Annotated in this window: 20 protein-coding genes and 1 other RNA gene; 7 read left to right on the top strand and 14 right to left on the bottom strand. The window is 35.9% G+C overall.

Annotated features, from left to right (window positions below; genetic code table 11):
• Positions 1-195 precede the first annotated feature (195 nt).
• From A8B35_RS13995 to A8B35_RS13980, 4 genes are all read left to right on the top strand, one after another.
• Entirely contained in the window at positions 196-3,399 is a 3,204-nt protein-coding gene (locus tag A8B35_RS13995; protein WP_068473726.1) for a WD40/YVTN/BNR-like repeat-containing protein, read from the top strand.
• 168 nt (positions 3,400-3,567) lie between these two features.
• Positions 3,568-4,809, top strand: coding sequence for a carbohydrate porin (locus A8B35_RS13990; RefSeq protein WP_068473723.1), 1,242 nt, complete (start codon positions 3,568-3,570; stop codon positions 4,807-4,809).
• An 11-nt stretch (positions 4,810-4,820) separates the two neighbouring features.
• Positions 4,821-5,540, top strand: coding sequence for a hypothetical protein (locus tag A8B35_RS13985; protein ID WP_068473720.1), 720 nt, complete (start codon positions 4,821-4,823; stop codon positions 5,538-5,540).
• An 11-nt stretch (positions 5,541-5,551) separates the two neighbouring features.
• The gene (locus A8B35_RS13980; RefSeq protein ID WP_075603184.1) at positions 5,552-6,325 is read left to right on the top strand and encodes a hypothetical protein; all 774 of its coding nucleotides are present in this window, start codon (positions 5,552-5,554) and stop codon (positions 6,323-6,325) included.
• Positions 6,326-7,036: 711 nt separating this feature from the next.
• Here the strand turns inward: A8B35_RS13980 and A8B35_RS13975 are convergent.
• The 4 genes from A8B35_RS13975 to A8B35_RS13960 form a co-directional block, all read right to left on the bottom strand.
• Positions 7,037-8,857: an ABC transporter ATP-binding protein gene (locus A8B35_RS13975; RefSeq protein ID WP_068473715.1), complete on the bottom strand. Its 1,821-nt coding sequence runs from the start codon at positions 8,855-8,857 to the stop codon at positions 7,037-7,039.
• Between the two features lie 103 nt (positions 8,858-8,960).
• The gene (purB, locus tag A8B35_RS13970; RefSeq protein ID WP_068473711.1) at positions 8,961-10,307 is read right to left on the bottom strand and encodes an adenylosuccinate lyase; all 1,347 of its coding nucleotides are present in this window, start codon (positions 10,305-10,307) and stop codon (positions 8,961-8,963) included.
• Between the two features lie 262 nt (positions 10,308-10,569).
• Positions 10,570-11,412: a T9SS type A sorting domain-containing protein gene (locus A8B35_RS13965; RefSeq protein ID WP_171973213.1), complete on the bottom strand. Its 843-nt coding sequence runs from the start codon at positions 11,410-11,412 to the stop codon at positions 10,570-10,572.
• Between the two features lie 87 nt (positions 11,413-11,499).
• Positions 11,500-11,946: a C-GCAxxG-C-C family protein gene (locus A8B35_RS13960; protein WP_068473704.1), complete on the bottom strand. Its 447-nt coding sequence runs from the start codon at positions 11,944-11,946 to the stop codon at positions 11,500-11,502.
• 334 nt (positions 11,947-12,280) lie between these two features.
• Here A8B35_RS13960 and A8B35_RS13955 point away from each other — a divergent pair, with 334 nt between their 5' ends.
• Positions 12,281-13,042 carry an exodeoxyribonuclease III gene (locus tag A8B35_RS13955; RefSeq protein WP_068473701.1) on the top strand — a complete coding sequence of 254 codons (762 nt, stop codon included), beginning with the start codon at positions 12,281-12,283 and terminating at the stop codon, positions 13,040-13,042.
• A 299-nt stretch (positions 13,043-13,341) separates the two neighbouring features.
• Here the strand turns inward: A8B35_RS13955 and A8B35_RS13950 are convergent, their stop codons facing one another.
• From A8B35_RS13950 to A8B35_RS13930, 4 genes are all read right to left on the bottom strand, one after another.
• Positions 13,342-13,644 carry a hypothetical protein gene (locus tag A8B35_RS13950; RefSeq protein WP_068473699.1) on the bottom strand — a complete coding sequence of 101 codons (303 nt, stop codon included), beginning with the start codon at positions 13,642-13,644 and terminating at the stop codon, positions 13,342-13,344.
• Between the two features lie 332 nt (positions 13,645-13,976).
• Positions 13,977-14,438: a GNAT family N-acetyltransferase gene (locus A8B35_RS13940; RefSeq protein ID WP_068473693.1), complete on the bottom strand. Its 462-nt coding sequence runs from the start codon at positions 14,436-14,438 to the stop codon at positions 13,977-13,979.
• Positions 14,429-15,289: a histidinol-phosphatase gene (locus A8B35_RS13935; RefSeq protein ID WP_068473690.1), complete on the bottom strand. Its 861-nt coding sequence runs from the start codon at positions 15,287-15,289 to the stop codon at positions 14,429-14,431. Before A8B35_RS13935 ends, A8B35_RS13940 begins: the two co-directional genes overlap by 10 nt.
• A 102-nt stretch (positions 15,290-15,391) precedes the next feature.
• The gene (locus tag A8B35_RS13930) at positions 15,392-15,976 is read right to left on the bottom strand and encodes a hypothetical protein (RefSeq protein WP_068473688.1); all 585 of its coding nucleotides are present in this window, start codon (positions 15,974-15,976) and stop codon (positions 15,392-15,394) included.
• A gap of 346 nt (positions 15,977-16,322) precedes the next feature.
• Between A8B35_RS13930 and A8B35_RS13925 the strand changes: the two genes are divergently transcribed.
• Positions 16,323-17,900 (top strand): peptide chain release factor 3, encoded by a 1,578-nt coding sequence (locus A8B35_RS13925; protein ID WP_068473686.1) that lies wholly within the window; start codon positions 16,323-16,325, stop codon positions 17,898-17,900.
• 230 nt (positions 17,901-18,130) lie between these two features.
• Positions 18,131-18,529 carry a thioesterase family protein gene (locus A8B35_RS13920; protein ID WP_068473683.1) on the top strand — a complete coding sequence of 133 codons (399 nt, stop codon included), beginning with the start codon at positions 18,131-18,133 and terminating at the stop codon, positions 18,527-18,529.
• On the opposite strand, the gene A8B35_RS13915 is transcribed toward A8B35_RS13920, so the two are convergent.
• The 6 genes from A8B35_RS13915 to A8B35_RS13890 form a co-directional block, all read right to left on the bottom strand.
• Entirely contained in the window at positions 18,519-19,886 is a 1,368-nt protein-coding gene (locus A8B35_RS13915; RefSeq protein ID WP_068473680.1) for an exonuclease domain-containing protein, read from the bottom strand. The two genes, A8B35_RS13920 and A8B35_RS13915, sit on opposite strands and share 11 nt — an antisense overlap.
• A gap of 386 nt (positions 19,887-20,272) precedes the next feature.
• On the bottom strand, positions 20,273-21,583 hold the full coding sequence (locus A8B35_RS13910) for a YihY/virulence factor BrkB family protein (protein ID WP_068473677.1): 1,311 nt from the start codon (positions 21,581-21,583) through the stop codon (positions 20,273-20,275).
• Positions 21,584-21,598: 15 nt separating this feature from the next.
• Positions 21,599-21,975: RNase P RNA component class A (gene rnpB, locus A8B35_RS13905), an RNA gene on the bottom strand.
• Between the two features lie 37 nt (positions 21,976-22,012).
• Entirely contained in the window at positions 22,013-22,633 is a 621-nt protein-coding gene (locus tag A8B35_RS13900) for a hypothetical protein (protein ID WP_068473674.1), read from the bottom strand.
• 120 nt (positions 22,634-22,753) lie between these two features.
• Positions 22,754-24,775: an OmpA family protein gene (locus A8B35_RS13895; protein WP_068473756.1), complete on the bottom strand. Its 2,022-nt coding sequence runs from the start codon at positions 24,773-24,775 to the stop codon at positions 22,754-22,756.
• A gap of 127 nt (positions 24,776-24,902) precedes the next feature.
• A complete protein-coding gene (locus A8B35_RS13890) occupies positions 24,903-25,832 on the bottom strand; it encodes a PorP/SprF family type IX secretion system membrane protein (RefSeq protein ID WP_068473671.1) in 930 nt (309 codons plus the stop codon).
• Between the last annotated feature and the right edge of the window lie 10 nt (positions 25,833-25,842).

The raw sequence follows: 25,842 nt of genomic DNA, 5'->3' as shown, positions 1-25,842 counted from the left end.
CCCGATACTCCCACAATTACTTCCCCTTTTTGTTGACTCTTATGAGCACTTTCCTTAATTTGAACATAATAAATAGGTTACTGTTAATTAAATATTGAAGCAGCAATTTATCTAATCCCATATCAACAACTTAGCATTACATTTTGTCTATATAATACACTAAAAATATAAGATCTAAATTTTAAATTAATTGCTATGAAAAAACTTTGCTTAATAATTCTAATAGCATTTCTAACACTTAACACTTTAGGATTTGCCCAAGAAAGACCCACTCAATTTGATGCCCTCACTTGGCGGTTTATTGGACCTATCATCGGAAATAGAGGTTCCGTAGTGATTGGGCATCCTACAAAACCAAATACTTTTTTTCATGGTGCGAGCAATGGCTTATGGAAAACGGAAGATGCAGGTACCTATTGGGAAGCTGTGGGTGATGATGATTTTAACTACGGAAGCATTGGGGCGATGGAGTTTTCTGAGTCGAACCCAGACATTGCCTATGTAGGACTAGGAGAACCCCAAATGCGTAATAATGTAAGTTGGGGCGACGGTGTATATAAATCTACTGATGGTGGTGATAATTGGTCGCATATTGGTTTAGATAAGGTGAGACATATATCTCAAGTTAGAGTGCACCCAACTAACCCTGATATTGTTTACGTTGGAGCCTTTGGCGATGCTTTTGGTCCTGGGACTAATCGTGGTGTATATCGCACTATAGATGGCGGTAAAACATGGAATCAAGTACTCTTTAAAAGCGATAAAGCAGGTGTAATTGATTTGGTTCTTAATCCATCAAACCCTGATGTGCTATTTGCTGTTATGTGGGAGTTTGAACGCAAAGCATGGGGACCAAAAACAGGTGGTCCTGAGTCGGGAATTTACAAATCGACGGATGGTGGTGATAATTGGACTGAAATAACTTATAATAAAGGTTTACCTGAAAAAGAGCGTGGTAGAACGGGTATAACCATGTCGGCAGCAAATGCTACAAAAGTATACGCACTAATTGATTCAGAAACTAAACCTGGTTTATATGTATCTGATGATTTAGGAGATAATTGGAGTTTTGTGTCAGATAACTTCCAAATTATAGGGCGCCCATTTTATTACAGCCACATTTTTGCAAGCCCACATGATGCCAACGAGCTTTGGTCCCCAAACAACAGAATGTTTATGAGCAAAGATGGAGGAAAAACTTGGGTGCTCGACCCGGGCATTAAAGACGACTTTCATGATATTTGGATTTGCCCCAAAGACCCAAATAGAATGATTGGCACAAATGATGGTGGTTGCCAAATTAGTATGACTGGTGGTAATACATGGAGTAGCCAACATACACAGAAAAACTCACAATTTTACCGCGTTAATGTAGATAATGATTTTCCTTATAATGTATACGGCAGCGGACAAGATGTTTTGGCGTATAAAGTACCAAGTGCTTCACGTTGGGGAGGGATTTCGGGATATGAAACTACTATTATTGGCAATGGTGAGACCAGTAGCGTTATACCTAATCCGAACGACTTAAACATTGTTTACAATATTTCGGGTGGAGCCCCTATGGGAAGCGGTGCTCCTTTCACGGTTAATAATATCGCAACCGGACAAAACGAAGTGCGTTCAGTGTGGCCTGTTCCTTTGTTTGGCTTAAATGCTTATGATCTAAAATACCGTTTTAACTGGGATTTAGCCTATTTTTTATCTCCTCATGATAATAAAACCTTGTACTTAGGAGGTAATGTGGTGTTTAAAAGTACCGACGAAGGATTAACATGGGAGGTTATTAGTCCGGATTTAACAAATGATTTAAAGGATCGCCAAAAAATAACTGGTACACCTTGGCTATCTGAATACTTTGGTCAGGAGATTTATAGCACCATTAAGCGTCTTGATGAGTCGCCTATAAAACAGGGCGTAATTTGGGTTGGTTCCGATGATGGAAAAATATCTATCACAAAAGATGGAGGTGCTAGCTGGGAAGATATTTCTATTAAGGATAAAGCATTACCCAAATACTCGCAGGTATACGAAATTGAACCTTCGCCTTATGATGCTGCCACAGCATATGTTGTTTTCTCAAACTTTAACACCTACAATGATTATAAGCCTTACATTTTTAAAACTACCGACTACGGGAAAACTTGGATCAATTTATCTGTCAATTTCCCTCAGGAAGAAATTACGCGTACCATTAGAGTGGATAAAGTGCGTAAAAATCTTCTTTTTGTGGGTACTGAAACAGGAGCTTATTATTCACTAAACGATGGTAAAAGTTGGGATAAACTAAAAGCCAACTTACCTGCCGTTCCTGTGGTTGATATTAAGATAAAGGACAATGACATAGTGATAGCTACAAACGGACGTGGTTTTTGGATAATGGAAGATATTACACCTCTTCGTGAGTTAGGAACTGAAGCTGCCTCAAAACCCACACACCTATACCCTATCCAAGATCATACGCGCTTTGGTTATAACTGGTGGTTAGATTATGTACCGGGTGGTGACCCTGCTATGAAAAAGAATTATTTTGTGCAGAATATGCGTCCTGGTTTAACTTATTACGAAGAAAGTTTTAAGCAAGTTAATGGCGAACGCAAACGCAAATTTATAGATGCTGGAGATCCGAAACCTCTTGGACCAACTTTCTATTTCAAGCTTGAGAGTGAACCTAAAGATATTTCAATAGAAATAATGAACAGTGATAATAAGGTAATTCGCAACTACGGCAAGGAGCACATGATGCTTAATTTTAGTAAAGGAGACGACTTCAACAGTGGTTTAAATAAATTTGTTTGGGATATGCGTATTAACATGTTACCACGAGTTCCGCAACGCCCTGCTACTGCAATCATTCCTATAGTAGCACCGGGAGAATATCAGGTTAAATTAACGGTAGATGGTTATAGTGAAACACAGAAGTTTAAAATCCATATGAGTCCAAAAGAAAAATATACGCAGGCTCAGGCCGATGCGAAGTTTGAATTTTGGATGAACATGTATAACTCAGCATCACAAATGACTAAAAATGTAATGGATGCCTTGAAGGTTCGTGATGATGCAAAATCTAAACTTGAAGTTTTAGAGGCTTCTGGTGCTTCCCCTAGTGCAATTAAAAAGGCTCAGAAACAATACGATGTAATTGCCAAAACGGTGAATTCTTACGAAGGCAGCTATGTTTCAACTGGGCGAACTTTGGCTGAAGTAATTAACCTACCGGCAACTATACTATTTAAACTTTCGTTTATGAGCGGCATATTAGACCACTCAGAAGGACCTGTTTCAAACTCAATGAAAACGGAATATAAAGTTTTACTTGATGAAGCTAAAGCTGCAGATTTGAATTATAAAACTGCAATTGATACTGAGCTAATAAAATTTAACAAGCTTGTAAAATAATAACTATTAATAAACAATACTATAAAAACCCTTTTCCCTATAATCAAGAAAATATACGGTGGTAACAAAATGCGAGTTTACCGCCAAGTATGGGAAGAGAGCAGTCCGGAAAATGCCTCGGTAAATAAACATTAAAGAGCGAAATTTATTGATAAATAAACTAGGTCTATGAAAAACAACATATATATAATCTGTATTTTATTTGCCACATTGACTCTTAATGCACAAGAGCAAGAAGGAAAAAAAAGCAACAGCTTTGTAGGACCGGATAATGTTGAGCGCACATTAGAAGAAGACCAGAAGCCGAAACAACCATTTTTTGAATTAGGATGGATGCAAGCCTATTTCGGATTAAAAACGGAATTACACAAAAAAACCGGAATCAATTATGGGCTTGACTATAGTGCTGCATACTTTGGTACAAACCATAGTATTGGCAACAATGCTGCAGGAAGTGGTATGGTGCGTTTATATGGTAGCTGGGATTTAATTGGTAAAGGCAAAAATAACACAGGGGCATTTATATTTAAATTGGAGCATAGGCATAAATACACCAATACTTCACTTAAGAATTTTGGTTTTCAATCAGGTTACGTGGGTATGGTTTTGCCTCCATTTAGTGATGATGGCTTTAGAATGACCAACTTTTATTGGCGTCAGCGTTTTGCCAATGGTAAAATATCGATGGCTGTTGGCTTATTAGATGCTACAGATTATATTGATGTGTATGGTTTAGCAAGTCCTTGGATGCATTTCACCAATTTCCAATTTAGTACTGGTTCTCAAACCATGTTTGTTCCGAATGATGTAAACTTAGGCATTGCACTTGCTGCTTACCTTACCGAAAATATTTATTTGATTGCAGGTATTAATGATACCAACTCAGACCCAACAAAGCCATTTAAAAGTTTTGAAACTTTCTTTTCAGAAAATCAATATTTTAAAAGTATAGAGCTTGGTTGGGTCAATGGCAGAGATCGTCATTACTTCGATAATATACATGTGATGTATTGGCATAGCGATGGCAGCAATTTTCAGGCTTCGCCCGATGGATGGGGTTTAAATTTCTCGGGCACCTGGTTTGTGAATGATAAATTGATGCCTTTTTTAAGAGGGGGTTATGCCGAGGATGGCGGCTCTATACTTCAGAAATCAATTACCACAGGTTTAGGCCACTACTTTGCTGATGGAGGTCATTTACTTGCAGGAGCCATTGGTTGGGGCGAAGTGAATGAATCAACATGGGGTACTGGATTAGACAATCAAATATCAATGGAAGCTTTTTTCCGCTTTCAGATTTCAACAAAGTTTGCGCTTACTCCAGATGTACAGTTTATAATAAATCCGGCCTTAAATTCTGAAGAAGATACAATGTTTTTAGGAGGAATCAGAGCTCGATTGACCTTATAATTCAATTATATATGAAAAGAGCATCGCTTACAAAAACTATAGCATTAAGCTTATTTATGCTTGCCTGTGCCTCAACGTATAGCCAAAATGAAATAGATAGGTGGGACAATTGGCTTATACTAGGTAACAAAATAGTATTTGGCGGTGATAAAGATTATAGGCATTCGCACGAACTTCAGTGGCGTGTTGATAATAACATGCAAAGTTTGAATCAATGGTTTTATGAGGGTGTATTTGCCTATACACCTAATAAAAATTGGGAGGTAGTTCCTGACTTTAGGGCCAGTGTTCAGTCTGATAGATTAGACTTTAGGTTAGGACTAGGTGCTGTAAATAAACAGTATCTAGGATCGGGAGAGAATGGCTTTAACTCTCAATTTGTTACACAAACAAAGTATCAACTTGATTTTGATAACAAAAACAACGTAAGGCATGGTATTCGGATCGTTTTCTCATACAATTACATTTACAGTAAAAAACTTTTAATTGGCGGTTTAGTTGGGCCATTCTATCGTTGGTCGGAAAGCTTTACTGGCATTGAGTTTATAAGGGGCGGGCCAACCTTTACTTATATTTTTGATGAGATTCATACCATTGCTTTTGCTCCCCTATTTGGTGCTGGGAATATAAAACCCAATGGATGGGCTTATTCATTTACACCAATGATTTCGATAATATTTAGAGTAAATAAAGATTATAAATATATACCAGCTAAGTATATAAACTTTTAAAAACACTCCTTATGAAGCTATTTTTATTTTTCATCGGTATCACTATGATTTTTGTAAGCTGCAATGCTCCTTCAGAAAAGAGTACTAAAACACCTGCAGTAAATCAAGACTCGATAAATACAGCGCAGTATGAAACAGAACTACTCAATAAGGAGATGGCATTACTAAAAGACTCCATAGAAGATTCTAAATTAGATGAGAAATCGTTAAAAGCCAACTACCTAAATGAGCGTAAAAAACGTATTGCATTGGAAAAGGATTATGCCGCAGAAACTCTAATTACTGATTCGTTAACAAAAGTGATTCGAAGTAAAGATAAAAGCTTAAGCATGCTAAGTGAAAAGAAGCAGCAAAAGCAAGTTCAGAATCAGGAAATAAAAAACTTAATTACCAATTTACATACTGCCATTAACCAACTTAGAAGCGAGCAACAAGAAGGGGCTGTTTTACAATATTTCTTACCTCAATTCTCTATTAAACACGTAAAAATAGATACCGATAATTTGGGTCATATTGCAGAGTATAATCACGAGGATTATAAGAAACATTTAAAGGATTTAAGCAAAGAAAAAAAGAGCAGGTATGTAATTGACAACATTAATATACTTGATATTGAAACCAAGGAAAATAGCTTTTTTAATGCTTTATATAAACTTAAAATGAGTTTGTATGAGAATGATAATCGTAAATACACCACTAATACCATGGTATCATTAACTGGTAAAAGAATAGATGGAGAACTAAAAATAGCCAGTTTCTCGTTGGTTGAGTTCCAATACAAGTAGGGAGTGCAATCTTCTACTTCTTTATTTCTCATCCTCGCCCGTGAAATGGCATCAACTATTTGGTGAGGCCATGCTTTTCATTCTGAAGGGGCATCTACATTTGCGTGAGGGTACAACTGGAGCTTATTAAGTTGTATCCTTTTTTCGGGATGGTACTTTTTAGGGATTAAAAGGGCTTCTTTTTTTTCAAGATGGTATTTTTTTATCCACGATAGAGCATCAACACTTTGGGGATGGCACTTTTTGGGCCCCGATGATGCATTTATTTTTTGGAGAGGGTACTTTACAAACGCAGATGCTCCATCTACATTTTGTGTATGGTACTTTTTAGGCGATGATGAACCTTTTATTTTTTCGGGAGGGGACTTTATGATGGCAGATACAGAATCCTTTTTGCGGATTGATACTTTTTAATGCATGGTGGAACATATCGGTTTAGGGGATGGCATTTTTTTGCCTAAAAATGGTTTTACAGCAATGGGGTTTGCATTTTTGTTAAAGAAGTTGTTTAAAGAAAAAATGCGGCTGCTATATTGCCTGCGAACCCAGTTGGCTTAGGGACAGAAGCGGCATCCTTTGTGAGCCCATTTTGGCGAAGCAAAGATATAGCGGATGGCCCGACCCGCAGGGGAAGCCCCAAAAAGAAAGAGCCTGTCTGAAAAAAGACAAGCTCCATATTTAAATCTGATTATTTAAAATTATACGGTATAATTATCGCACCTGCAAATCGTGCAATTTACTGTAGACACCGCCTTTAGCTTTTAACTCGTCATGTGTACCACGTTCTACAATCTCTCCATCATCAAAAACACAAATCATATCGGCATTACGCACGGTTGATAAACGGTGAGCAATAACCACTGAAGTTCGTGAGTTCATTAAATTTTCTAAGGCTTCTTGCACTAGCTTTTCCGATTCGGTATCTAAGGCCGATGTGGCTTCGTCGAGAATTAAAATATCGGGATTTTTAAGTACAGCACGCGCAATACTAATACGTTGGCGTTGGCCTCCCGAAAGGTTTCCTCCCCTATCGCCCACAACAGAATCGTAACCATTTTCAGTAGCCATAATAAACTCGTGGGCATTCGCTACTTTAGCGGCATTTTCAACCTGCTCTAAAGTGGCATCTTCAACGCCAAAAGCAATGTTATTAAAGAAACTATCGTTAAATAAAATGGCTTCTTGATTGACATTACCCATTAATTCGCGAACATCAAATACTTTCATATCACGAATGTCAGTGCCATCAATTTCAATGCTTCCCTCTTGTATATCGTAAAAACGAGGCATTAGATCAACAAAGGTTGTTTTACCTGAGCCCGATTGACCAACTAAGGCAACCATTTTTCCTTTAGGAATAGAAACAGATACATTTTTAAGTACCTTTTTATCCTTGTAGGCAAAGGTCACATTTTTATATTCTACGGCTGTTTCAAACCCTTTTTTATCAATGGCAGTTGCTTTATCTGTAATTTTATTTTCAGCGAGTAAAATGGTATCAATACGCTCCATGGCCGCCAAGCCTTTTTGCACGTTAAAGTATCCTGTTGAAAACTGTTTTGCAGGATTAATAATTTGATAGAATACCCCGATATAAGCAATGAAACTAGCCCCATCAAGAGTACTTCCCTCGCCATTAATTATAATGGCACCAAACCAAACTATAAACACCATTACAATGGTTCCTAAAAATTCGCTGACCGGATGCGCTAAGGCATATCTACGCTGTAGCTTATTCATTATGGTGCGGTATTGCTCTGTTTCATCGCCATACCACCTTTCCATTTTAGGCTCTGCATTAAAGGCTTTAATTATTCTTAAACCTCCTAATGCTTCTTCTACTATCCCTAATAAATCGCCAAGCTTAGTTCTGCTTTCTTTAGATTTATGCTTTAAGGTTTTTCCGGTTTTACCAATAATCCAACCTGCAATAGGCAGCATAATAAAAACAAAAATGGTTAACTGATAACTAATGGCAAATAAAAATCCAACCGATACAATAATCATAATTGGGTTTTTAAATAACATATTTATCGAGGCCATTATTGAACCTTCAACTTCGGTAACATCGCCTGTGGCGCGAGATATCAAATCGCCTTTACGCTCATCGGAGAAATAAGCCATTGGCAAACGCATTAGCTTATTAAAAATTTGGGTACGTAAATCCTTTACTACTCCATTTCTAATACCTACCATTTCATGATCGGCCATATACATGCTACCCACCTTAATTAAGGTTGCCACAAGCATGAATAATCCAATAAATGGCATAACCAATACAACCCCGTATTTTAACTTCACAAGGGTAACGTAATAGTATAAATTATTGGCCAACACATCTTTTGTCATTTGCCAAGGCAACAAAACATCTACCTCTTTTGCTGTTTGAAATAGCACCTCTAAAATAGGAATCATAAATAGCATAGCTATTCCTGAAAACAAGGCTGATATAATGTTGTAAAAAATACTTAAAACAAGGGCACGTTTATACGGAGGTATAAATCGCTTTAGAATCTGAATAAAATCTTTCATTAATCTATTAAGTCTGTAAAAACATCATTACGATGTACAAAAAAAGTCAGCCGCTAAAGTAGTAATAGCAAGGCTGACTTTCAAAAAAATTATACCGAAATGCTTAAACTCCTGTATAAGACTGAGGAGAGATTGAACGAAGTTCATCTTTCACTGCTTCTGATACATTTAAAGTTTCAATAAATTCAGCTATACTTTTGGCTGTAATGCCTTCATTTGTTCGTGTTAACTCTTTTAACGCTTCGTATGGGTTTGGATATGCCTCGCGACGTAAAATAGTTTGAATAGCCTCAGCAACTACTGCCCAGTTATCCTCTAAATCTTTATCGATAGCAGCTTTGTTTAATAACAATTTACCCAATCCTTTTTGTAAGGATTTAATGGCAATAACCGTGTGTGCAATAGGTACACCAATGTTACGTAATACGGTTGAATCAGTTAAATCGCGCTGTAAGCGAGATACAGGAAGCTTAGCCGATAAGTGCTCATACAAACAATTGGCAATACCTAGGTTACCTTCAGCATTTTCAAAATCAATTGGATTTACCTTATGTGGCATAGCACTTGAACCTACCTCACCTTTTTTAATCTTTTGCTTAAAGTACTCCATCATAATGTAAGTCCAATAATCGCGCGAAAGATCCAACATAATTGTATTAATACGCTTTAAGCTATCAAAAATGGCAGCTAAGTTATCGTAGTTAGAAATTTGAGTTGTATACTGCTCTCTATCTAATTTTAATACATTATTTACAAAGTTGTTTCCAAAATCAACCCAGTTAATTTCAGGATATGCAACCTTATGTGCGTTAAAGTTTCCTGTAGCACCGCCAAACTTAGCCGAACAAGGAATCCTTTTTAATAAGTTTAATTGTGTATTTAAACGCTCCACAAATACCTTCATCTCTTTACCCAAACGAGTAGGAGAAGCTGGCTGACCATGCGTTTTAGCTAACATTGAAATATCTTCCCAATCCTTAGATAAGCCATCTAATTGCTCAATTAGCTCTTCTAATAATGGGTAATACATCTCGTTAACAGCATCGCGCAACGAGTAAGGAATTGCGGTGTTATTAATATCCTGTGAAGTTAATCCGAAGTGAATAAACTCTTTATATTTATCTAATTTAAGAACGTCAAATTTCTCTTTAATGAAATACTCTACAGCCTTAACATCGTGGTTAGTTACCCCTTCAATTTCTTTGATACGCTCGGCATCTTCTAACTGAAATTTCTTGTAAATATCTCTTAAATCGTTATAAAGCGACTTATCGAAATCTGCCAGTTGTGGTAATGGCTGCTCACATAACGTAATAAAATACTCCACTTCCACTAAAACACGGTAGCGAATTAATGCATACTCTGAAAAATAAAGTGCTAAACCATCCGCCTTGCTTCTGTATCGTCCGTCTACTGGCGAAATTGCCGTCAATAACTGTATATCCATCATTAATATTTAAATTTTGAAAGTGCAAAAATAACATTTTTATATTCACACAAATTTATTTATCCATATAAAACTAACATTATACTTCTTACCAGCTGTAGTTCACTATTACTTTTTATAAAAGAAAATTGAGTTAAACACAAAGAAACTGGATATTGTAAACATCCAGTTTCTTTGCTATTTTATACATTATAATGCCAAATTATTTAAGGAAATAAGGGCATTTTAATGATTAAACTATTATACCTATGTAGAAGAGCTATACTTATCTTTTAATAATTTTTTTTGAGTAAGTACTATTATCCGACACAACCTTAACGATATAAATACCAACTTTATAATTACTTATAGCAAACTCCGTTTTGTTAGACTCTGTTACAATAGAATGCATTAAAAAGCCTGTTGTATTGTAAATATAAATTCTACTTTTTATAGGTGCTTCAACCTTTAGATTAGATGTTGTGTTAGTAATAGTAATATCATTACCTGCAATCGATTTTTCATCTGTGGATATATCCTTAACAATATTAAAGTCATCAAAATACAAGGTTCCCCCCCCTGCGCCGATTTTACTAACATCCTGAATAGCAAATCTTATAGAATTACTCACTGTAGCTGAGGTTACAATTATCGGATTATTAGGAGTTACTTCAACCCAACCATCAGCTTCTGTTAAATCATTCAAATTAAATATTAAAGATGGTGTATCGCTAGGCTTATCAAAAGTTGCTTTTATTGCTTTAGGTTTATCTCCTATAATCTTCACCCATATACTTCCTGTATAGGTATCTGCCGCTAAATTAAAAGTACCTTCTCCTGTAATAGCATATTCTGTATTTAATTTAGGCAATGGGTCAGTTGTATTACTTAAAACGGCCTTTACACAATAGCTACCTGTATGTTTATCTTCACTTGTTTGACTAAATCCCGCCTCTTCTTCCCAAGCTTCTATAATGTTTCCTGTGGTAATTATACCACCTTGGTTAAATTGAATTCCTTCATCTGGTTCAAAGCCAAAAATTTGAGCATCCAAAATTTGAGCATTACTGCTACAACTCAATAAACAATAAACTATAGTTAATAATAAAAAGGGTAGTTTTGGTCTCATATTATGCATTTTAAAATTTTTCAACGTTAAGATACTAATTTTTAATAACATAACCAGCAACCACTAATAAATCTGTATATAAACAACCTACAAATCTAGTTCCTCAACTATTTTTATGGCTCCCGCTACAAATTTAGGGCATCGTGTTTCAAAAACACCCGATTTACCAGCTAGCTCCTTTTTCTCTGGGTCTGAAATATCATAACCTATTAGGGCTTTACAATCGCTTGAACCAAATTCCGCTTCAAATTTAGAAACCAATAACTGCGATAAATTTAAACACTTTGCCGCTTCACTATCCTTTGTATCCAGGGTATAGCCATATTTTAAACCAATTCCCATTAGGGCACCCGTAACAGCCCCACAGGTTTTTCCGTATCGCGCAATTCCGCCTCCAAAGGCAGAACATATCAATTGCATTTGTTCCGAGTTCATATTATCAGGCGCAATACCTTGCAGTGTGGCCTGCGCACAATTACAACCGGCGTTAAAAAGTTGCACGCCCTTTTCTAAGTCTGATGTTTTATTTGCCATGCTAGTGGTTTAAATGTTTCCCAAAAATAAACTAAACCACAGATAAGTACAAGAAAAAGTAATATTATGGCGAACCATATCTCGCTATCTGTTTTAGCCTTTATTTTTGTGGCCATGTTTAGCTAACTTGTGCGGGTGCTTCCTGGGGTCGCAGCCACCAAGTAAGCTGCACAAAGCCACAAAAGCAAAGGGCTATCACGCCTATCGAGGTCGCGGCAAATAACACCCAGTAAAATATAAAGTATTCGAAACATAAAATGCCGTATAAAGTTATATTTGTAAAATATTACAAAAAATATAAATACCCAGGTATTTAGTATAAGACAAAAGCATAATGAAAATAATATCGTGGAATGTAAATGGCATCAGAGCCGTTGCCAAAAAGAATTTTTTTGAAGATTTTAAAAATATAGATGCCGATGTTTTTTGCCTACAAGAAACCAAAGCACAAGACGATCAAGTGGCGGAAACCCTTGCTCCGCTCGAAGGTTATCATATTTACTCAAACTCAGCAGTAAAGAAAGGCTACTCGGGTACGGCCATTATTTCAAAAACCAAGCCCCTAAACGTAACTAAAGATATGGGCATTGAAGAGCACGATACCGAAGGAAGGGTTTTATGTGCCGAGTACGAAAATTATTTTGTGGTTACTGTTTATGTACCCAACTCAGGTAGTGCTTTGGCGCGCCTCCCATACCGACAAGATTGGGATAAGGCATTCTTCAACTATTTAAAAGACCTTGAAAAGACGAAACCAGTTTTAGTTTGTGGCGATTTTAACGTGGCACACAAAGCCATTGACTTAGCCCGACCGAAACCAAACTACAACAAGTCGGCCGGTTTTATGCAAGAAGAAATTGATGGCATGGACAGATTCACACAAGGGGGCTTAGCCGATACATTCCGCCACATCAACCCTGATAAAACAGACATGTATTCATGGTGGAGCTACCGAGCTGGTGCAAGAGGCAAAAATGTAGGTTGGCGCATCGACTACTTTTTATCTTCAGAAAGCTTATTACCTCAAATAAAAGATGCTTATATTTTAAAGGATGTAATGGGGTCGGATCATTGTCCGGTTGGGGTTGATTTATAGATATTCAACTCTAAAAAAAGTTAGTTTAAGGTTAATACACAAAAACCACCCAACGATTTTAGAAAAATGACGGATGTTTTTAAAAAAATGTCCGTTGTTTTTTGAAAAATGATGGGCATTTTTTCGTAACCATTCCCCACACCTCATACACGTTCATATATGAATGACTTACAAAGTCTACCGAACAAAAGTACATTGGAGGCATGCTTTGTTTAAGATAGCGGTTTGCGTAGAACTTGTTTATTGGGAGTATCATGCCTTAGCACTAAGAATACTTTATTTTTAACAAAATCTATATATTAACGACTATCATTTCTAATATCTTTTGCATGTCTATAAAAGCTATAAACTATTGGATGTGATTCTGCACTTGCACCGTAAATACATACAGTCTTCTCTATTTTACTATCTTGGTATACTTCAAGTTTTAAACACCTTTCATCGAGTGTAATATATGTACCTTTTCTAATATCTCTTTCGAGAAGTAGTTTTTCGCTCATTAATATGGCATTAACTTTCTCCGAGAAGTCCGAATCATTAGTTTTACTAACCATAACTTCCTCATGAGTGAACACCTTTTCTTTATCTATATACTTTAACATCTGAACTTCATACTTAGCTATTTCTTTTCTATCTGTCTCCTTTATATATAACTTAGCTAACTTTTTTTTCCCTTTTTATCTTTTCTAGTTAAGCGACTTTCATCTCTACATTGCAAATATGAAAAGGTTAATCGGTAAGTTGAATCACATTCAGACACCTCCAAATAATTCTCTATAGAAGGATTCGCAGAATGTGTCTCTTTCAATAAAATTATAGGCTTCTTTTTTTCTTGTGATTTTACATATGTACCTAAACAAATCAAAACAAATAATAAGGTTCTAGTCATACTACTATTTTATAATAAATATTACTATCTATAGAAAGCTAGCCATTACAACTCTGCCGACCAAAAGTACATTGGAGGGTTGCTCTCTTCAAAATTTAGTGATTTATAAAGTCTCTGAGCCTTCGGGTTATCGTGCCTTACTTCTAAGGTTATTTTGCAAAAATCGTGCTCGGCACCATAATCATTTATGGCTTTTAAAAAGGAACGTCCATACCCCTTTCCTCTATATTTTTGATGCACCACATAATCGTGAATATTAAAAAGCTGCTTGGCCTTAAATGTTGAGAAAGCTACAAAACAATTGGCTAAGGCAACAAACTCGTTTCCATCAAAATAAAGAAAGCCTAAATAATTAGGCTGCTCTTTTAAACCCGCAATAATCTTTTCTGCTAAACCCGCTTTCATGGGTGCGCCAAGTCCCATTTCATCGAGCATATAATCGTTCATTAATTCAATAATAGCAGCTTGATGAGAAGGGGTGTTTATATCTATTTTTACTAATTCCATTGAATCCCGTGTTTTGTAAATGCAACTTGCTGCCATTGTCCGTCAATGTATTCGCTTAAATGGGTATACCCAGCTTTTAGCAACTCTTCGGCCACAAACTCAAAACCCTCAATTAGTTTTTCAGGGAAGTGGGCATCGCTATTTATAGTTACTTTAATACCCATTTCGCACATGGTACTGAACCACTCAATACCCGGAAATAAAAGTCCGTTTCGTTCTATGGACTTGGTATTTATTTCTACAATTAAATCTTTTGCAGCAATGCTTTTTAGGGTTTCAATAACTTCGTTTTTGTACCACTGATCGGTTTCATTAAAGATGACCTCGGTGGCATTATGCATTTTTATTTTATCAAGATGCCCTACTATTTCGAAATCTTGAGTGTCAATCATTTCGCGGTTTAGTCGGTAAAACTCCTGAACCACTGCTTTTACATCGCCATTAAATATTTCGTTTAGGCCTTGCTGAAACTCTTCGAAGCTGCCATCAATAGCCCAATACTCGCCATTATTAAGTTGGTTAATAAAGTGGATGGAGCCCACAATATAATCGAGCTGAAGCGCTTTTATGTAATCGGTATTTGGGCCAATTTGCTTGGGCACGTAATCTACTTCGAGTGATCGGAGTAGTTTTATTCTACCCTCATACTTACCTTGCAGCGTAATTAATTCGGCATTGTAATTACTTAAGCTTTCTGGTTTCATGGTCCAGAAACACTCAAAAGGAACGGGAGCATGCGAAGAAACACCAAGAACTGGCATTCCGAGTTTGATTGCACTTTGCACGTAAGATTCTATTTCGCCGTGACCATCGCAATATTTGCTATGCCCGTGATAATTAGTCCAACTCATAATTAGTTGTAGTTTTTCAGTTTGAACCTTAAAAATTGAACATTTTTTCAGCAAATCAAAGTATTTATACCAAATAGACGCATTAATTATAAGCCCAGCATGTTAATTGTAGCCACTAGCTTCGGCGCATTGGTACATAATATCTAAAAAACCAAAGCCACACATTAACCAACTTATGTAATCGAGGTAACGGATATTATCGGCATCAATTCCTATAATATCTGCTTCAAAGTGCTGTACTATAACTCTCTTTATTATATTATGCAAATCTATTTCTTCCTGCTTGGCCTGTATTAGATCTTCTCTATCCTTCCCATAAATCTTTCTGGCAATGTCATGCTTTTCGTTGGGCATAAGAGTTAAGAACTCTTCTAATTCTACTTCATATTCTTTATCGGTTTGTTGTCGGGGTATTTTCCAGTCTGATTTTACTTCTTCACCAAAGTCTTCCTTTTCAATTGCATCTATCACATATTCGAAAGCCAATAGCGCATTATCATTAGCTTCCTTCTCAAGAAATTGTACTCGTTCGGTATTATTATTTATAAAGGGGTATTTTTTTAGTGTGTATTTTGATAGGGCTTGCGCCAAATCTTTAGCAAAAGCATCACGCATTTTTACATATTCCTTATAATCGGCTGTGATTTTACTAATGTTCTCTAAAAACTCACTTAATGAATCATCCATAAAATAGTTGGTTAAATAGTAGACTAACAAATATATAAAATTAGCGACATTGATAAAAACCATAATTATGCTCTTAAGTAATTACTCAGGAACATTATATGCACCGCGCCCCTGATAGGAGTGACAGCCTTTTGCAGTACTTTGTTTAGGGCGCTTTGTTGATGCGTTGCGACCATAGGAGCACACGCACCAACTAAGCAAACTTAACAAAGGCGCAGAAGCTATAACGGATAGCTGGTTAAGGCGCCCACATTATATATAAACGCACTTAGGATAAAAGAAAGACTTAGTTTAGTATAAGTTAAATACATTAACTAAATTTGCGGCCGCTTAAAACAGATTCAAAATGGGATTACAAGAAGAGATATCACGCAGACGGACATTTGCTATTATTAGTCACCCCGATGCAGGTAAAACAACACTTACTGAAAAATTATTGTTATTTGGTGGTGCTATTCACGTGGCAGGAGCTGTTAAATCGAATAAGATTAAGAAGACTGCTACTTCGGATTTTATGGAAATTGAGAAGCAAAGAGGTATCTCGGTGGCTACTTCGGTAATGGGCTTTGAATATGGTGGGCACAAGGTAAACATTTTGGATACTCCGGGTCACCAGGATTTTGCTGAGGATACCTTTCGTACTTTAACAGCGGTTGATAGTGTAATTATTGTGGTGGATGCCGCTAAGGGAGTTGAGGCACAAACTCGTAAGTTAATGGAGGTGTGTAGAATGAGAAATACACCTGTGATTGTTTTCATTAACAAAATGGACCGCCCAAGTAAGCACCCGTTCGACTTATTGGAAGAGGTTGAAGAGGAATTAAAGATTAACGTTCGCCCATTAAGTTGGCCTATAGGAAACGGACCAAGCTTTCAGGGGGTATATAATATATTTGAACAGAACCTTAACTTGTTTGAGGCAAGTAAACAAACACTTGGCGAAAGTATTAGCTTTGCTGATATTAATAGCTCGGAACTTGAAGGCTACATTGGCGACGATGCTTCGGCAGTATTGCGCGAAGAGCATGAGTTTGTTGAGGGTGTTTACCCTGAATTTGAAGTGGAAGATTACCTAGCGGGTAACTTGGCTCCGGTTTTATTTGGTAGTGCTTTAAATAACTTTGGTGTAAACGAGTTATTGGACTGCTTTTTAAAGATTGCGCCAAAACCACAAGCTTCGAACACTGATTTAAGAGAGGTAAAACCTGAGGAAGATAAATTCAGTGGTTTTGTATTTAAGATTCATGCCAACATGGATCCGAACCACCGTAACCGTATTGCCTTTGTGAAAATATGCTCGGGTAAATTTGAGCGTAACAAAAACTACTTGCACGTACGTCAGGGGAAAAACTTTAAATTCTCCTCTCCTACTGCTTTTATGGCTGAGAAGAAATCGATTATTGATGAGGCTTTCCCTGGTGATATTGTTGGTTTGCCAGACTCGGGTAACTTTATTATTGGTGATACATTAACCAGTGGCGAAAAGATGAGCTTTAAGGGCTTGCCTAGTTTCTCGCCAGAGTTGTTTAGATACATTGAGAACGATGATCCGATGAAATCGAAGCAATTGGCTAAGGGTATTGATCAGCTAATGGACGAAGGTGTGGCGCAGTTATTTACTAGCTCCTTTAACGGACGTAAGGTAATTGGTACTGTTGGTGCACTTCAGTTTGAGGTTATTGAGCATCGTTTGGCACACGAGTATAATGCCAAATGTAGATACGAGCCTATTAACTTGCATAAAGCATGTTGGATACGCTCAGAAAACGCAGCCCAACTGGCTGACTTTAAAAAGAGAAAGCACCAGTATATGGCAAAAGACAAGCAAGGAAGAGATGTGTTTTTAGCAGACTCATCGTACATGCTTCAGTTGGCACAACAAAACTTCGAAGATATTGAATTTCACTTTACTAGTGAGTTTTAATATTTAAACAATTAAGAATAAAAGAATACCCTAAGTTGATTGTTATAATTGGCTTAGGGTATTTTGTTATGTATTTTTACCTTACTCGTAAAAAACGATGTACATCTTATCTTTTTTTTTGTAATTTAATAAGTTCAAATAGGACTCTAAAATCACAATGCGGTTTACCTAAATACTTTAAGTTTAGAAAACAAATTACGTATTGATTTTAGAATTATAAAATACGAGATATGAAGAATAGTTTAAAACAAGGAATGAGTTTATCTTTTAAAAAAATGATAACTGATAACCTTATTGCTTCAAACCAAAACTTAGGAGACAACCTTTATGCAACTACCCCTTCGTTATTATTATTGATGGAACAAACTTGTAATATACTTTTGAATAAACACCTACCTAAAGAACATACAACTATAACTGCTGAAATTAATATTAAACATACAAAACCTATTTATATTGAAGAAACGGTTACTACATCGGTACACCTGAAGTATATAGATGACGAGAAACTTTTTTTTGATTTTGTGTTATTGGATGATGAAAATGATGTGATTGCTATTGGTGCACACGAGCGAATTATAGTTAATAAAAACAACCTTATTGCAGAACCAAAGGCACCTAAAGTTTAATCACCTCTAGGTTTTCATTCTCGCTGAGTTGCCTTTTTATTATAATTTTAGCATCGTAATTATCCTCTTGATAAACCAATTGATCAATTAAATAATTAGTATCTGTTACCGAAGTATCACTAGCTACAAAACCATAACCTAGGTATTTTCCTTTTTCGATAAGTACAAAACTACTTTCTTCAGTTGTTCGGCCAATATCTTTTATAATCATAGAACTATTTCCAAACGATATACGCTTGATGAAAGCTTCTGCTCTAAGGTTATACTCTGAACTGGCTTCCTCACCCACACAGGCACCTTTGCACAATTTAATTTGATATTGAAAACAGGCACTTACAGAGTCTGATAATCCGCTTAACTTCTGACACAAATTAAACTCCTCAGCATAATTCATCATATACTCCTTAGCCGCCTTTTGTGAATCGAAACTAATAAGAGGGGTTAAACGACCATCATTTTTAGCAATATTAAAGCGAATGTAACCTTTCCTATCTTTAAAGGAGAAAATACCATAAAACACTTTATTACGACGCTGTGCTTTATTATAAACTAGCTTATTCTTTTTAATTTCTGCCGACTCTTTTAACAATGCTACTAATTCGCTCCCAGTAATGGCATATTCCACTCTACTAATTTGACTCTTCATCTTAATAGCCTTCTGAGTTTTTACATTACCAATGTGGTTAAATACTCTTTTGCGGATATCGGTACTTTTACCAATATAAATTAATTCATCCGATTCATTATAGAAGTAGTAAACGCCAGTGCTATGAGGTAACTCTTTAACCTTATTAATATCTAAATTAGGATGCAAATCGGCTAAGGATACATATCCATTATCTGCCGGGATAATAATACCACTGTTCTTAGATAATAATATCTCAAATAAGCTGACAGTCGCCATGGCATCGCCAGCTGCCCTATGCCTGCCATTTATTCCTATTCCATAGTAATCACATATTTTACCCAAACTATACGACTTATGTCCAGGTATTAGCTTTCTGCTCAACTTAACTGTACACAGAGTTTCTCGCTCATATTGAAATCCCAAAGCTTCAAACTCAGCTTGAATAAACCCATAATCAAAGCTAGAGTTGTGTGCTACAAAAATACAATCTTCAGTAACCTCAACCACCCTACGAGCAATTTCGTAAAACTTTGGGGCATCTTTCACCATATCATTTGTGATACCTGTAAGCTGAGTGATAAAAGGAGGAATATACTGCTCGGGATTAACTAAGGATACAAATTCATCTACAATTTCCTTTCCATCGTGAACGTAAATAGCAATCTCTGTGATCTTTCCAAGAGTGGCTTTATTCCCCGTGGTTTCTATATCTATAATGGCATAGCGCATGTTTGCAATATTAGTTAAATATTTAGCAACAAAAAAAGTGAACGCGTATATGTTTGTTAGAAAATATTTTACGAAGTAATACGAGCATCATAAGCCTAAAAGCCGCCTTAATACTTGCTTAGAATACTATTAATGCCTATTTTTGTTATGTAGTTATTGACAAATGCACACCGCATCAATTTATTTAGATTGTTAAACTCAACGCTACAATAGAACCGAGTAAAGTTGCATGGTTTAAAGGCGGGCCTCGCCTTCGGGTTATCATTTATGGTACGGAGGATTACTGCGAATCACGGCACACTCAAATCCTGTTTACAGGAGTTTAAATAATCCGGTTGATGCGGCTCTTATAAAAAAAGGTTACTGTTTTCAGTAACCTTTTTTCTTTACATATCTTTTACAAGGATATTTGATTTATGACTGATCAAGGTCTTATTAAAATCGTTAACCACCCCTTCGAAGTTTATTAGTTCCTCTGTTTTCTCATAATACACATCTGAAATACCTGCGTTTTCCATTTTATCAATTACATCGTAAGTAGTTAATGTATTAATATCAACTGCAGGAATAAAACCAGTGTCTCCGTCATTCAAATTAACTTCAACAATTACCTCTGCTTTTATAAGAGCCATTATAACCTCATTTAAGAGCCTTATGGGAATTTTCAGATCCACTGACATATGTAAACTATCATTGGGCTTCATTCCTTCCTTAAAACGCTTCACAACATTATAAGTAACAATAAGTGCAACCACTTTTTTATACCGATTGCTAAGATTCTTAGTATCGGCTTCAAACTCATAACTGTTTACATTTTGCACAGCAAATGCTATTTCAGCTCCAAATAAAACAATTAGCCAACTCGATTGTAACCATATTAAAAATAAAGGTAAGGCTGCAAAACTACCATAAATAGAATTATAGCGAGAAACACCTACTTGAAAATGAAAATAGTAATACTGTAACAACTGAAATAATATACCTGCCACAATACCTCCAACTGCTGCTGAAAGTATAGTAACCTTTGTATTAGGCATAATATAGAACAATAGCGTAAATACAACACTTGTTAATGAAAATGGCAATAATAAATTTATGGCTTCAGCAAAACCATTGTTATTAAACAATTCTATTTCGCCGAATTTATTGGCGACAAAAACTAACATACTACTCGTTGAAACTAAAAACAATAAGCCTACAACAAGTATAGCAAGGTAATCTGTGAATTTACGTGCAAAACTTCTTGCGCGTGTCACCTCCCAAATTTCATTAAAACTTTGCTCAATATTACCCAACACTTTCATCACAGACCAAAACAGGAGCACCAAACCAACTCCAACAATAATACCTTCATTGGTATGACTAACGTAGTTCTTTGCCATCTTAAGTACATAATCCAGAACCTCTCGCTGAGTGGAAAGATGTTTAATCAATTCCCTTTCAACAACATTATCCAATCCGAATCCTGTTGCAATTCCAAGAATTAAGGCAAGTAGTGGTACTACTGATAAAAGTGAGTAAAAAGTGAGTGCAGAAGCTTTTTGCTGACAGCGGTCGTAGATGAATCCCTTAACAGCCAGATATATGATACGTACCGTGTTAATAATTAATACATGAGGCTTAGAGAGTTCAAACTTTTGCACTCTCCAAATATCTTCTGTAAAATACTTTACGGCTCTTTGTATATAATCATTCATGGATATAGTTTAAAAGAAAATAGCAAGTCGATAAGCCGGGTTCTGTCATTCACAAAGGAATGTGTCTATCATTTGTCTAAGCTTATAATTACTCATAAGCTTCAGCAACCTACCCCTTACGACTATAAATATCAAAGCGAGTAGCTCTGTATCCCGAAGGAAATCGTAATATATTTGGTCTTGCAATCCATCAGTTGTACGGCTATTCATGTTGCCACAAACACCGGTGAGCTCTTACCTCACCTTTTCACCCTTACCTTACCCGAAAGCAAGGCGGTTATTCTCTGTTACATTACTATACTCTCACAAGTATCTTCCCGTTAGGAAGCATGGTACTCTTTATTGCCCGGACTTTCCTCCCCACATAGTGCGGCGATAGACTGACTTGCTATTTCTGCAAAGATAGTTCTTTAAGTAGAATATCAAGCATTATTCAATTTGAAATGGCAAATAAGGATCCAAGGCAGTGATATAGGCATCTTTATAGCCCTTCTTTTTTAATTCGGCAAGCAATACCTCAGCTGCTTCATGTTTTAGGCTTCCAACAGTGTATCTATAGACCCTATCTTTCATATAGAACTCCATTACATTATCTACACCATCAAAGTGGCTTAAATAGACTGGAAAACGAAAAGCACTTAACTGAACCGTATAATTGGCATTGGGATCAAATCGATTTTTTACAGAACCGTCTAAAATGTAATCTGCACAATTAACAACAAAAGACTGTACATATCCCAACTCTTTGTAATGGTCTACCATTGCTTTGGCCTCATTGTAGGTAGCAAAACTCTCTACTGTATACCTCACATATCCATCAGAACAGGTAAACTCACGAGCATTTTCAATATTGTTAAAGAATCCAGGTTCGTTTGCGGGTAACTTTAAAGCTATAATTTGAACTGCAAAATCATCTGAAGTTGGTAGGTGGCTTACACTCACAATCTTTTTTGAAGTTCTAAGATGTTCCAATTTATCCGCATTAGCAGTAAAAAAAGTAAAGCCTAAGAACCAAGAGAATATTGTTAAGAATAATATATTAGCTTTCATCTGTTATATTTATTTGTTTTTGACAATTGAAACGTCAAGTAATTTAATTCAATTCATCACTATAAGTGAATATTAAACTTACTTATTTGTTCCATCAATAGTCTGTATTATCAATATTAGTTACTTATTCACTTTCCAAACAATTACTTCTACTCTTCTATTCTTTTGATGCTCACTTTCATCACATACAACCCCTCTTTTGCACTCATTTACTAAATAGCGCTCACCATAACCACGAGGAATCATACTATCATCATTCACACCTTTATCCACAAGCATACCTTCAACCTTCTCTCCCATCGATTGAGAGTTTAATAGGTTATCTAACTTGCTACCTTTAGCATCAGTGTGGGTATTTAATTTTACTACAATATTTGGGTTTGCATTTAAATAAGCTGCTAAACGACCTAATACCTTTTCACTATCTGCGGTAAGCTCACCATTTTTATAGTAAAGGACCATTTCACTTAAATCATCTAAAACAACATCATTAAATACAGGAGTTAAAGTAACGCCATTTTTAGATAAGTCTTCTAGCTCCATAATATTTACTATCATTCGTTTTGAAACGTAATCCCCATCCTTTGAGAAAACTACTTCGAACTCCTGACCTTCTTTTCTATAAGCATCTGGTATCGTAAGAGCAAGTTTTCCGTTCGAGTTTGAAATACCTGTGGCTACAACCTGACCAGTAACATCATCGACGATCTCACACTGAATACCAGCAACAGGCACATTACCCATGCTTGACTTTATTGTTGGATTAAAACTTGCAGGTAGTGTATTTTCAATAATAACAGGTGCTACTACTACAGGAACAACAACTTCTACTTTTTCTTCGGGTAGTTCTTCTAATACAATTTCTTCACCAACTTTAGGCTCATCAGATTCTTCCTGACCTATGAAATTAACATAAAAGATTGCATCCTTATCACCATTTCCAGTCCTGTTACTTGATAGAAACCCTTTGTTCTTATTTTGTGGATTTTGGACATAACCAAAATCATCACGCTCCGAGTTGAACGGCTTTAACATATTCGCTACATTCTTCCAGGCACCTTCTTCATATTCTGCTTTATATAAATCCAAACCACCAAAACCCAATCGTCCATCTGATGAAAAATATAAAGTATAATCTTTAGCTACAAATGGAAATACTTCATCACCAAATGTATTGATTTCTGGACCTAGGTTGATTACCTTACCATAACTGCCGCCACGTAGACGTTCCACTTTATAGAGGTCTTTCCCTCCATAGCCGCCTTTTTTATTTGAGGTAAAATAAATAAATTTATTATCAGGAGATACTGCCGGGTGAGCGCAATCATAATCATCAGAATTAAAAGGCAATTCTAACTCGTTACCCCAATCTTTACCATCATACTCTACTCTAAATATCTTAAGTTTACTTTGTCCTCCTTTTACGCGTACACTACGTGTGTAGTACATTGTGTTATAATCAGTGGTAAAACTGATTGCTCCAATATGATAGTCAAAATTCAGACTCTTAGAGAATAAACTTCCTTTCTGAATTTCGTAATCTACCAATTCAGAAAAGTATAAATTTAAAAAAGCCTTTCCTTGTTTATCAATCTTCTTTGTATTTCCTTCAGAAGAGGAAGATGAGTACACAACCCCTGACTTATAAAACTGAATACCAAATGACTGACCAAAAGTAAATATACTACTCGGGTTAACACGATAATCTTCATCAAATTCATTATTCGCTAAAGCCCATTTACAAGATTCGATAAGCTCATTAACTTTCATAGCATTAGCACCTTCTTTCTTGGCTAACTCATACCATTCAATCGCCATATCATACGCAGCAAAACGATGTGCTACCATAGCGTAAGTTAAAACATCATCACCCGAAAGATCATCTTGCACACTTGCGAAATATTCAAAAGCATTTTGTATATCATTTAATTGATAATAACAATTGGCTATTTTTTTCTTAGTGTTAGAATCGAGTTCTTCTCCCTCGGTTCTTGCGTAATTATATGAAACTAGAGCATGATAATACTCTCCTTTTTTATAATATCCATCACCTTTCTTTACAGATTTACTTTGGGCAACTGTGCCTTGCAAACATGTAAAAAGAATTACTGAAAAAATTAAATACTTAGTAATATGTTTCATATTATATGTAAGATCAAAAGTGGTTCCCATGTTAACTATTTAACAAAAGTTACAAACATTTTTTAAAATTGCTATTTTTTATGCTATTGTTTTTCTTAAGCATTTATTTGTTGTCGAACAATAAGCATTAAAAGTATCTTATAGACCTCATTCCAGGTCGCTTATTAAAAGTAAAATCGAATTGTAAGCCAATCTCATGCGAACCATATTGTGAGAATTGACTTAATGAATTTAAGGCATAGTCGAATGAATATCTAAAAGTAAACTGTCTGTTTAAAACAAATTCAGATAAGAATACTAAATGAGATGTCGATCGATAAGACATACCTACCCATATGGTTTCTGCTAATAATACATTACATGTTACATCAAATTGCAAAGGGGCACCGTATACTTCCCTAAATAATAAGGTAGGCTTTACCTTTACAGGTTCAATATCGAAAACATAACCACCGTATATAAACATAGTCATATTCTTCACATCAAACTTATTTGTAAACTGCGATGTTGATTCATCAAAACTTTGGGATAACATTTTAGGTATGGAGAAACCAAGAAAATAATCTGTAGCATAATAGTATGCCCCAAAGCCAGTATTAAAACCAACTTTCGAGGTTCTTCCCTGAAAAACGGGATCTAATTCATCAGTAATAGCTTTGGTTCCGTCATAAACAGAAGATGTGACTCCCATTTGTAAGCCCAACGATACCCATTTCTTACCCCTATTATCTAGGTTTATTTTGTAGGATCCGGCAACCATAGCATCAAAGGTATTTGAGAAGCCTATCATGTCGTTTTGCATCACTAAACCTACACCTATGTTTGTATCTTCAATTGGACTATGAACATTTATACTTTGATTCATAGGAGCACCTTCCATACCAATCCACTGGCTACGGTGCGTAACTAATCCACTAATAATATCACGAGTACCATTATATGCCGGGTTTAACATTCCCTGGTTGGCAATATAGTTATTGTACTGTACAGCATCCTGACCATACATATCAATTACTAAAAAGCCAATCAAAGAAAATATAACTAATAATCTATTCATAATCTTTATT

It is taken from the genome of Saccharicrinis aurantiacus (genome assembly GCF_001660705.2).
Taxonomy (GTDB): domain Bacteria; phylum Bacteroidota; class Bacteroidia; order Bacteroidales; family Marinilabiliaceae; genus Saccharicrinis; species Saccharicrinis aurantiacus.
The sequence above is the reverse complement of the archived record's forward strand: the minus strand, read 5'-3'. Positions and strand labels throughout refer to the sequence as shown.

Bases quoted from the DNA above. Each gene is read 5' to 3' on its own strand.
- A8B35_RS13980 (WP_075603184.1), top strand. From the start codon at position 5,552: ATGAAGCTATTTTTATTTTTCATCGGTATCACTATGATTTTTGTAAGC.
- A8B35_RS13910 (WP_068473677.1), bottom strand. From the start codon at position 21,583: ATGAATGATTATATACAAAGAGCCGTAAAGTATTTTACAGAAGATATT.
- A8B35_RS13995 (WP_068473726.1), top strand. From the start codon at position 196: ATGAAAAAACTTTGCTTAATAATTCTAATAGCATTTCTAACACTTAAC.
- A8B35_RS13895 (WP_068473756.1), bottom strand. From the start codon at position 24,775: ATGAAACATATTACTAAGTATTTAATTTTTTCAGTAATTCTTTTTACA.
- A8B35_RS13920 (WP_068473683.1), top strand. From the start codon at position 18,131: ATGAAGAATAGTTTAAAACAAGGAATGAGTTTATCTTTTAAAAAAATG.
- A8B35_RS13900 (WP_068473674.1), bottom strand. From the start codon at position 22,633: ATGAAAGCTAATATATTATTCTTAACAATATTCTCTTGGTTCTTAGGC.
- A8B35_RS13985 (WP_068473720.1), top strand. From the start codon at position 4,821: ATGAAAAGAGCATCGCTTACAAAAACTATAGCATTAAGCTTATTTATG.
- A8B35_RS13965 (WP_171973213.1), bottom strand. From the start codon at position 11,412: ATGAGACCAAAACTACCCTTTTTATTATTAACTATAGTTTATTGTTTA.
- A8B35_RS13915 (WP_068473680.1), bottom strand. From the start codon at position 19,886: ATGCGCTATGCCATTATAGATATAGAAACCACGGGGAATAAAGCCACT.
- A8B35_RS13925 (WP_068473686.1), top strand. From the start codon at position 16,323: ATGGGATTACAAGAAGAGATATCACGCAGACGGACATTTGCTATTATT.
- A8B35_RS13940 (WP_068473693.1), bottom strand. From the start codon at position 14,438: ATGGAATTAGTAAAAATAGATATAAACACCCCTTCTCATCAAGCTGCT.
- A8B35_RS13935 (WP_068473690.1), bottom strand. From the start codon at position 15,289: ATGAGTTGGACTAATTATCACGGGCATAGCAAATATTGCGATGGTCAC.
- purB (WP_068473711.1), bottom strand. From the start codon at position 10,307: ATGATGGATATACAGTTATTGACGGCAATTTCGCCAGTAGACGGACGA.
- A8B35_RS13960 (WP_068473704.1), bottom strand. From the start codon at position 11,946: ATGGCAAATAAAACATCAGACTTAGAAAAGGGCGTGCAACTTTTTAAC.
- A8B35_RS13975 (WP_068473715.1), bottom strand. From the start codon at position 8,857: ATGAAAGATTTTATTCAGATTCTAAAGCGATTTATACCTCCGTATAAA.
- A8B35_RS13950 (WP_068473699.1), bottom strand. From the start codon at position 13,644: ATGTTAAAGTATATAGATAAAGAAAAGGTGTTCACTCATGAGGAAGTT.
- A8B35_RS13890 (WP_068473671.1), bottom strand. From the start codon at position 25,832: ATGAATAGATTATTAGTTATATTTTCTTTGATTGGCTTTTTAGTAATT.
- A8B35_RS13930 (WP_068473688.1), bottom strand. From the start codon at position 15,976: ATGGATGATTCATTAAGTGAGTTTTTAGAGAACATTAGTAAAATCACA.
- A8B35_RS13990 (WP_068473723.1), top strand. From the start codon at position 3,568: ATGAAAAACAACATATATATAATCTGTATTTTATTTGCCACATTGACT.
- A8B35_RS13955 (WP_068473701.1), top strand. From the start codon at position 12,281: ATGAAAATAATATCGTGGAATGTAAATGGCATCAGAGCCGTTGCCAAA.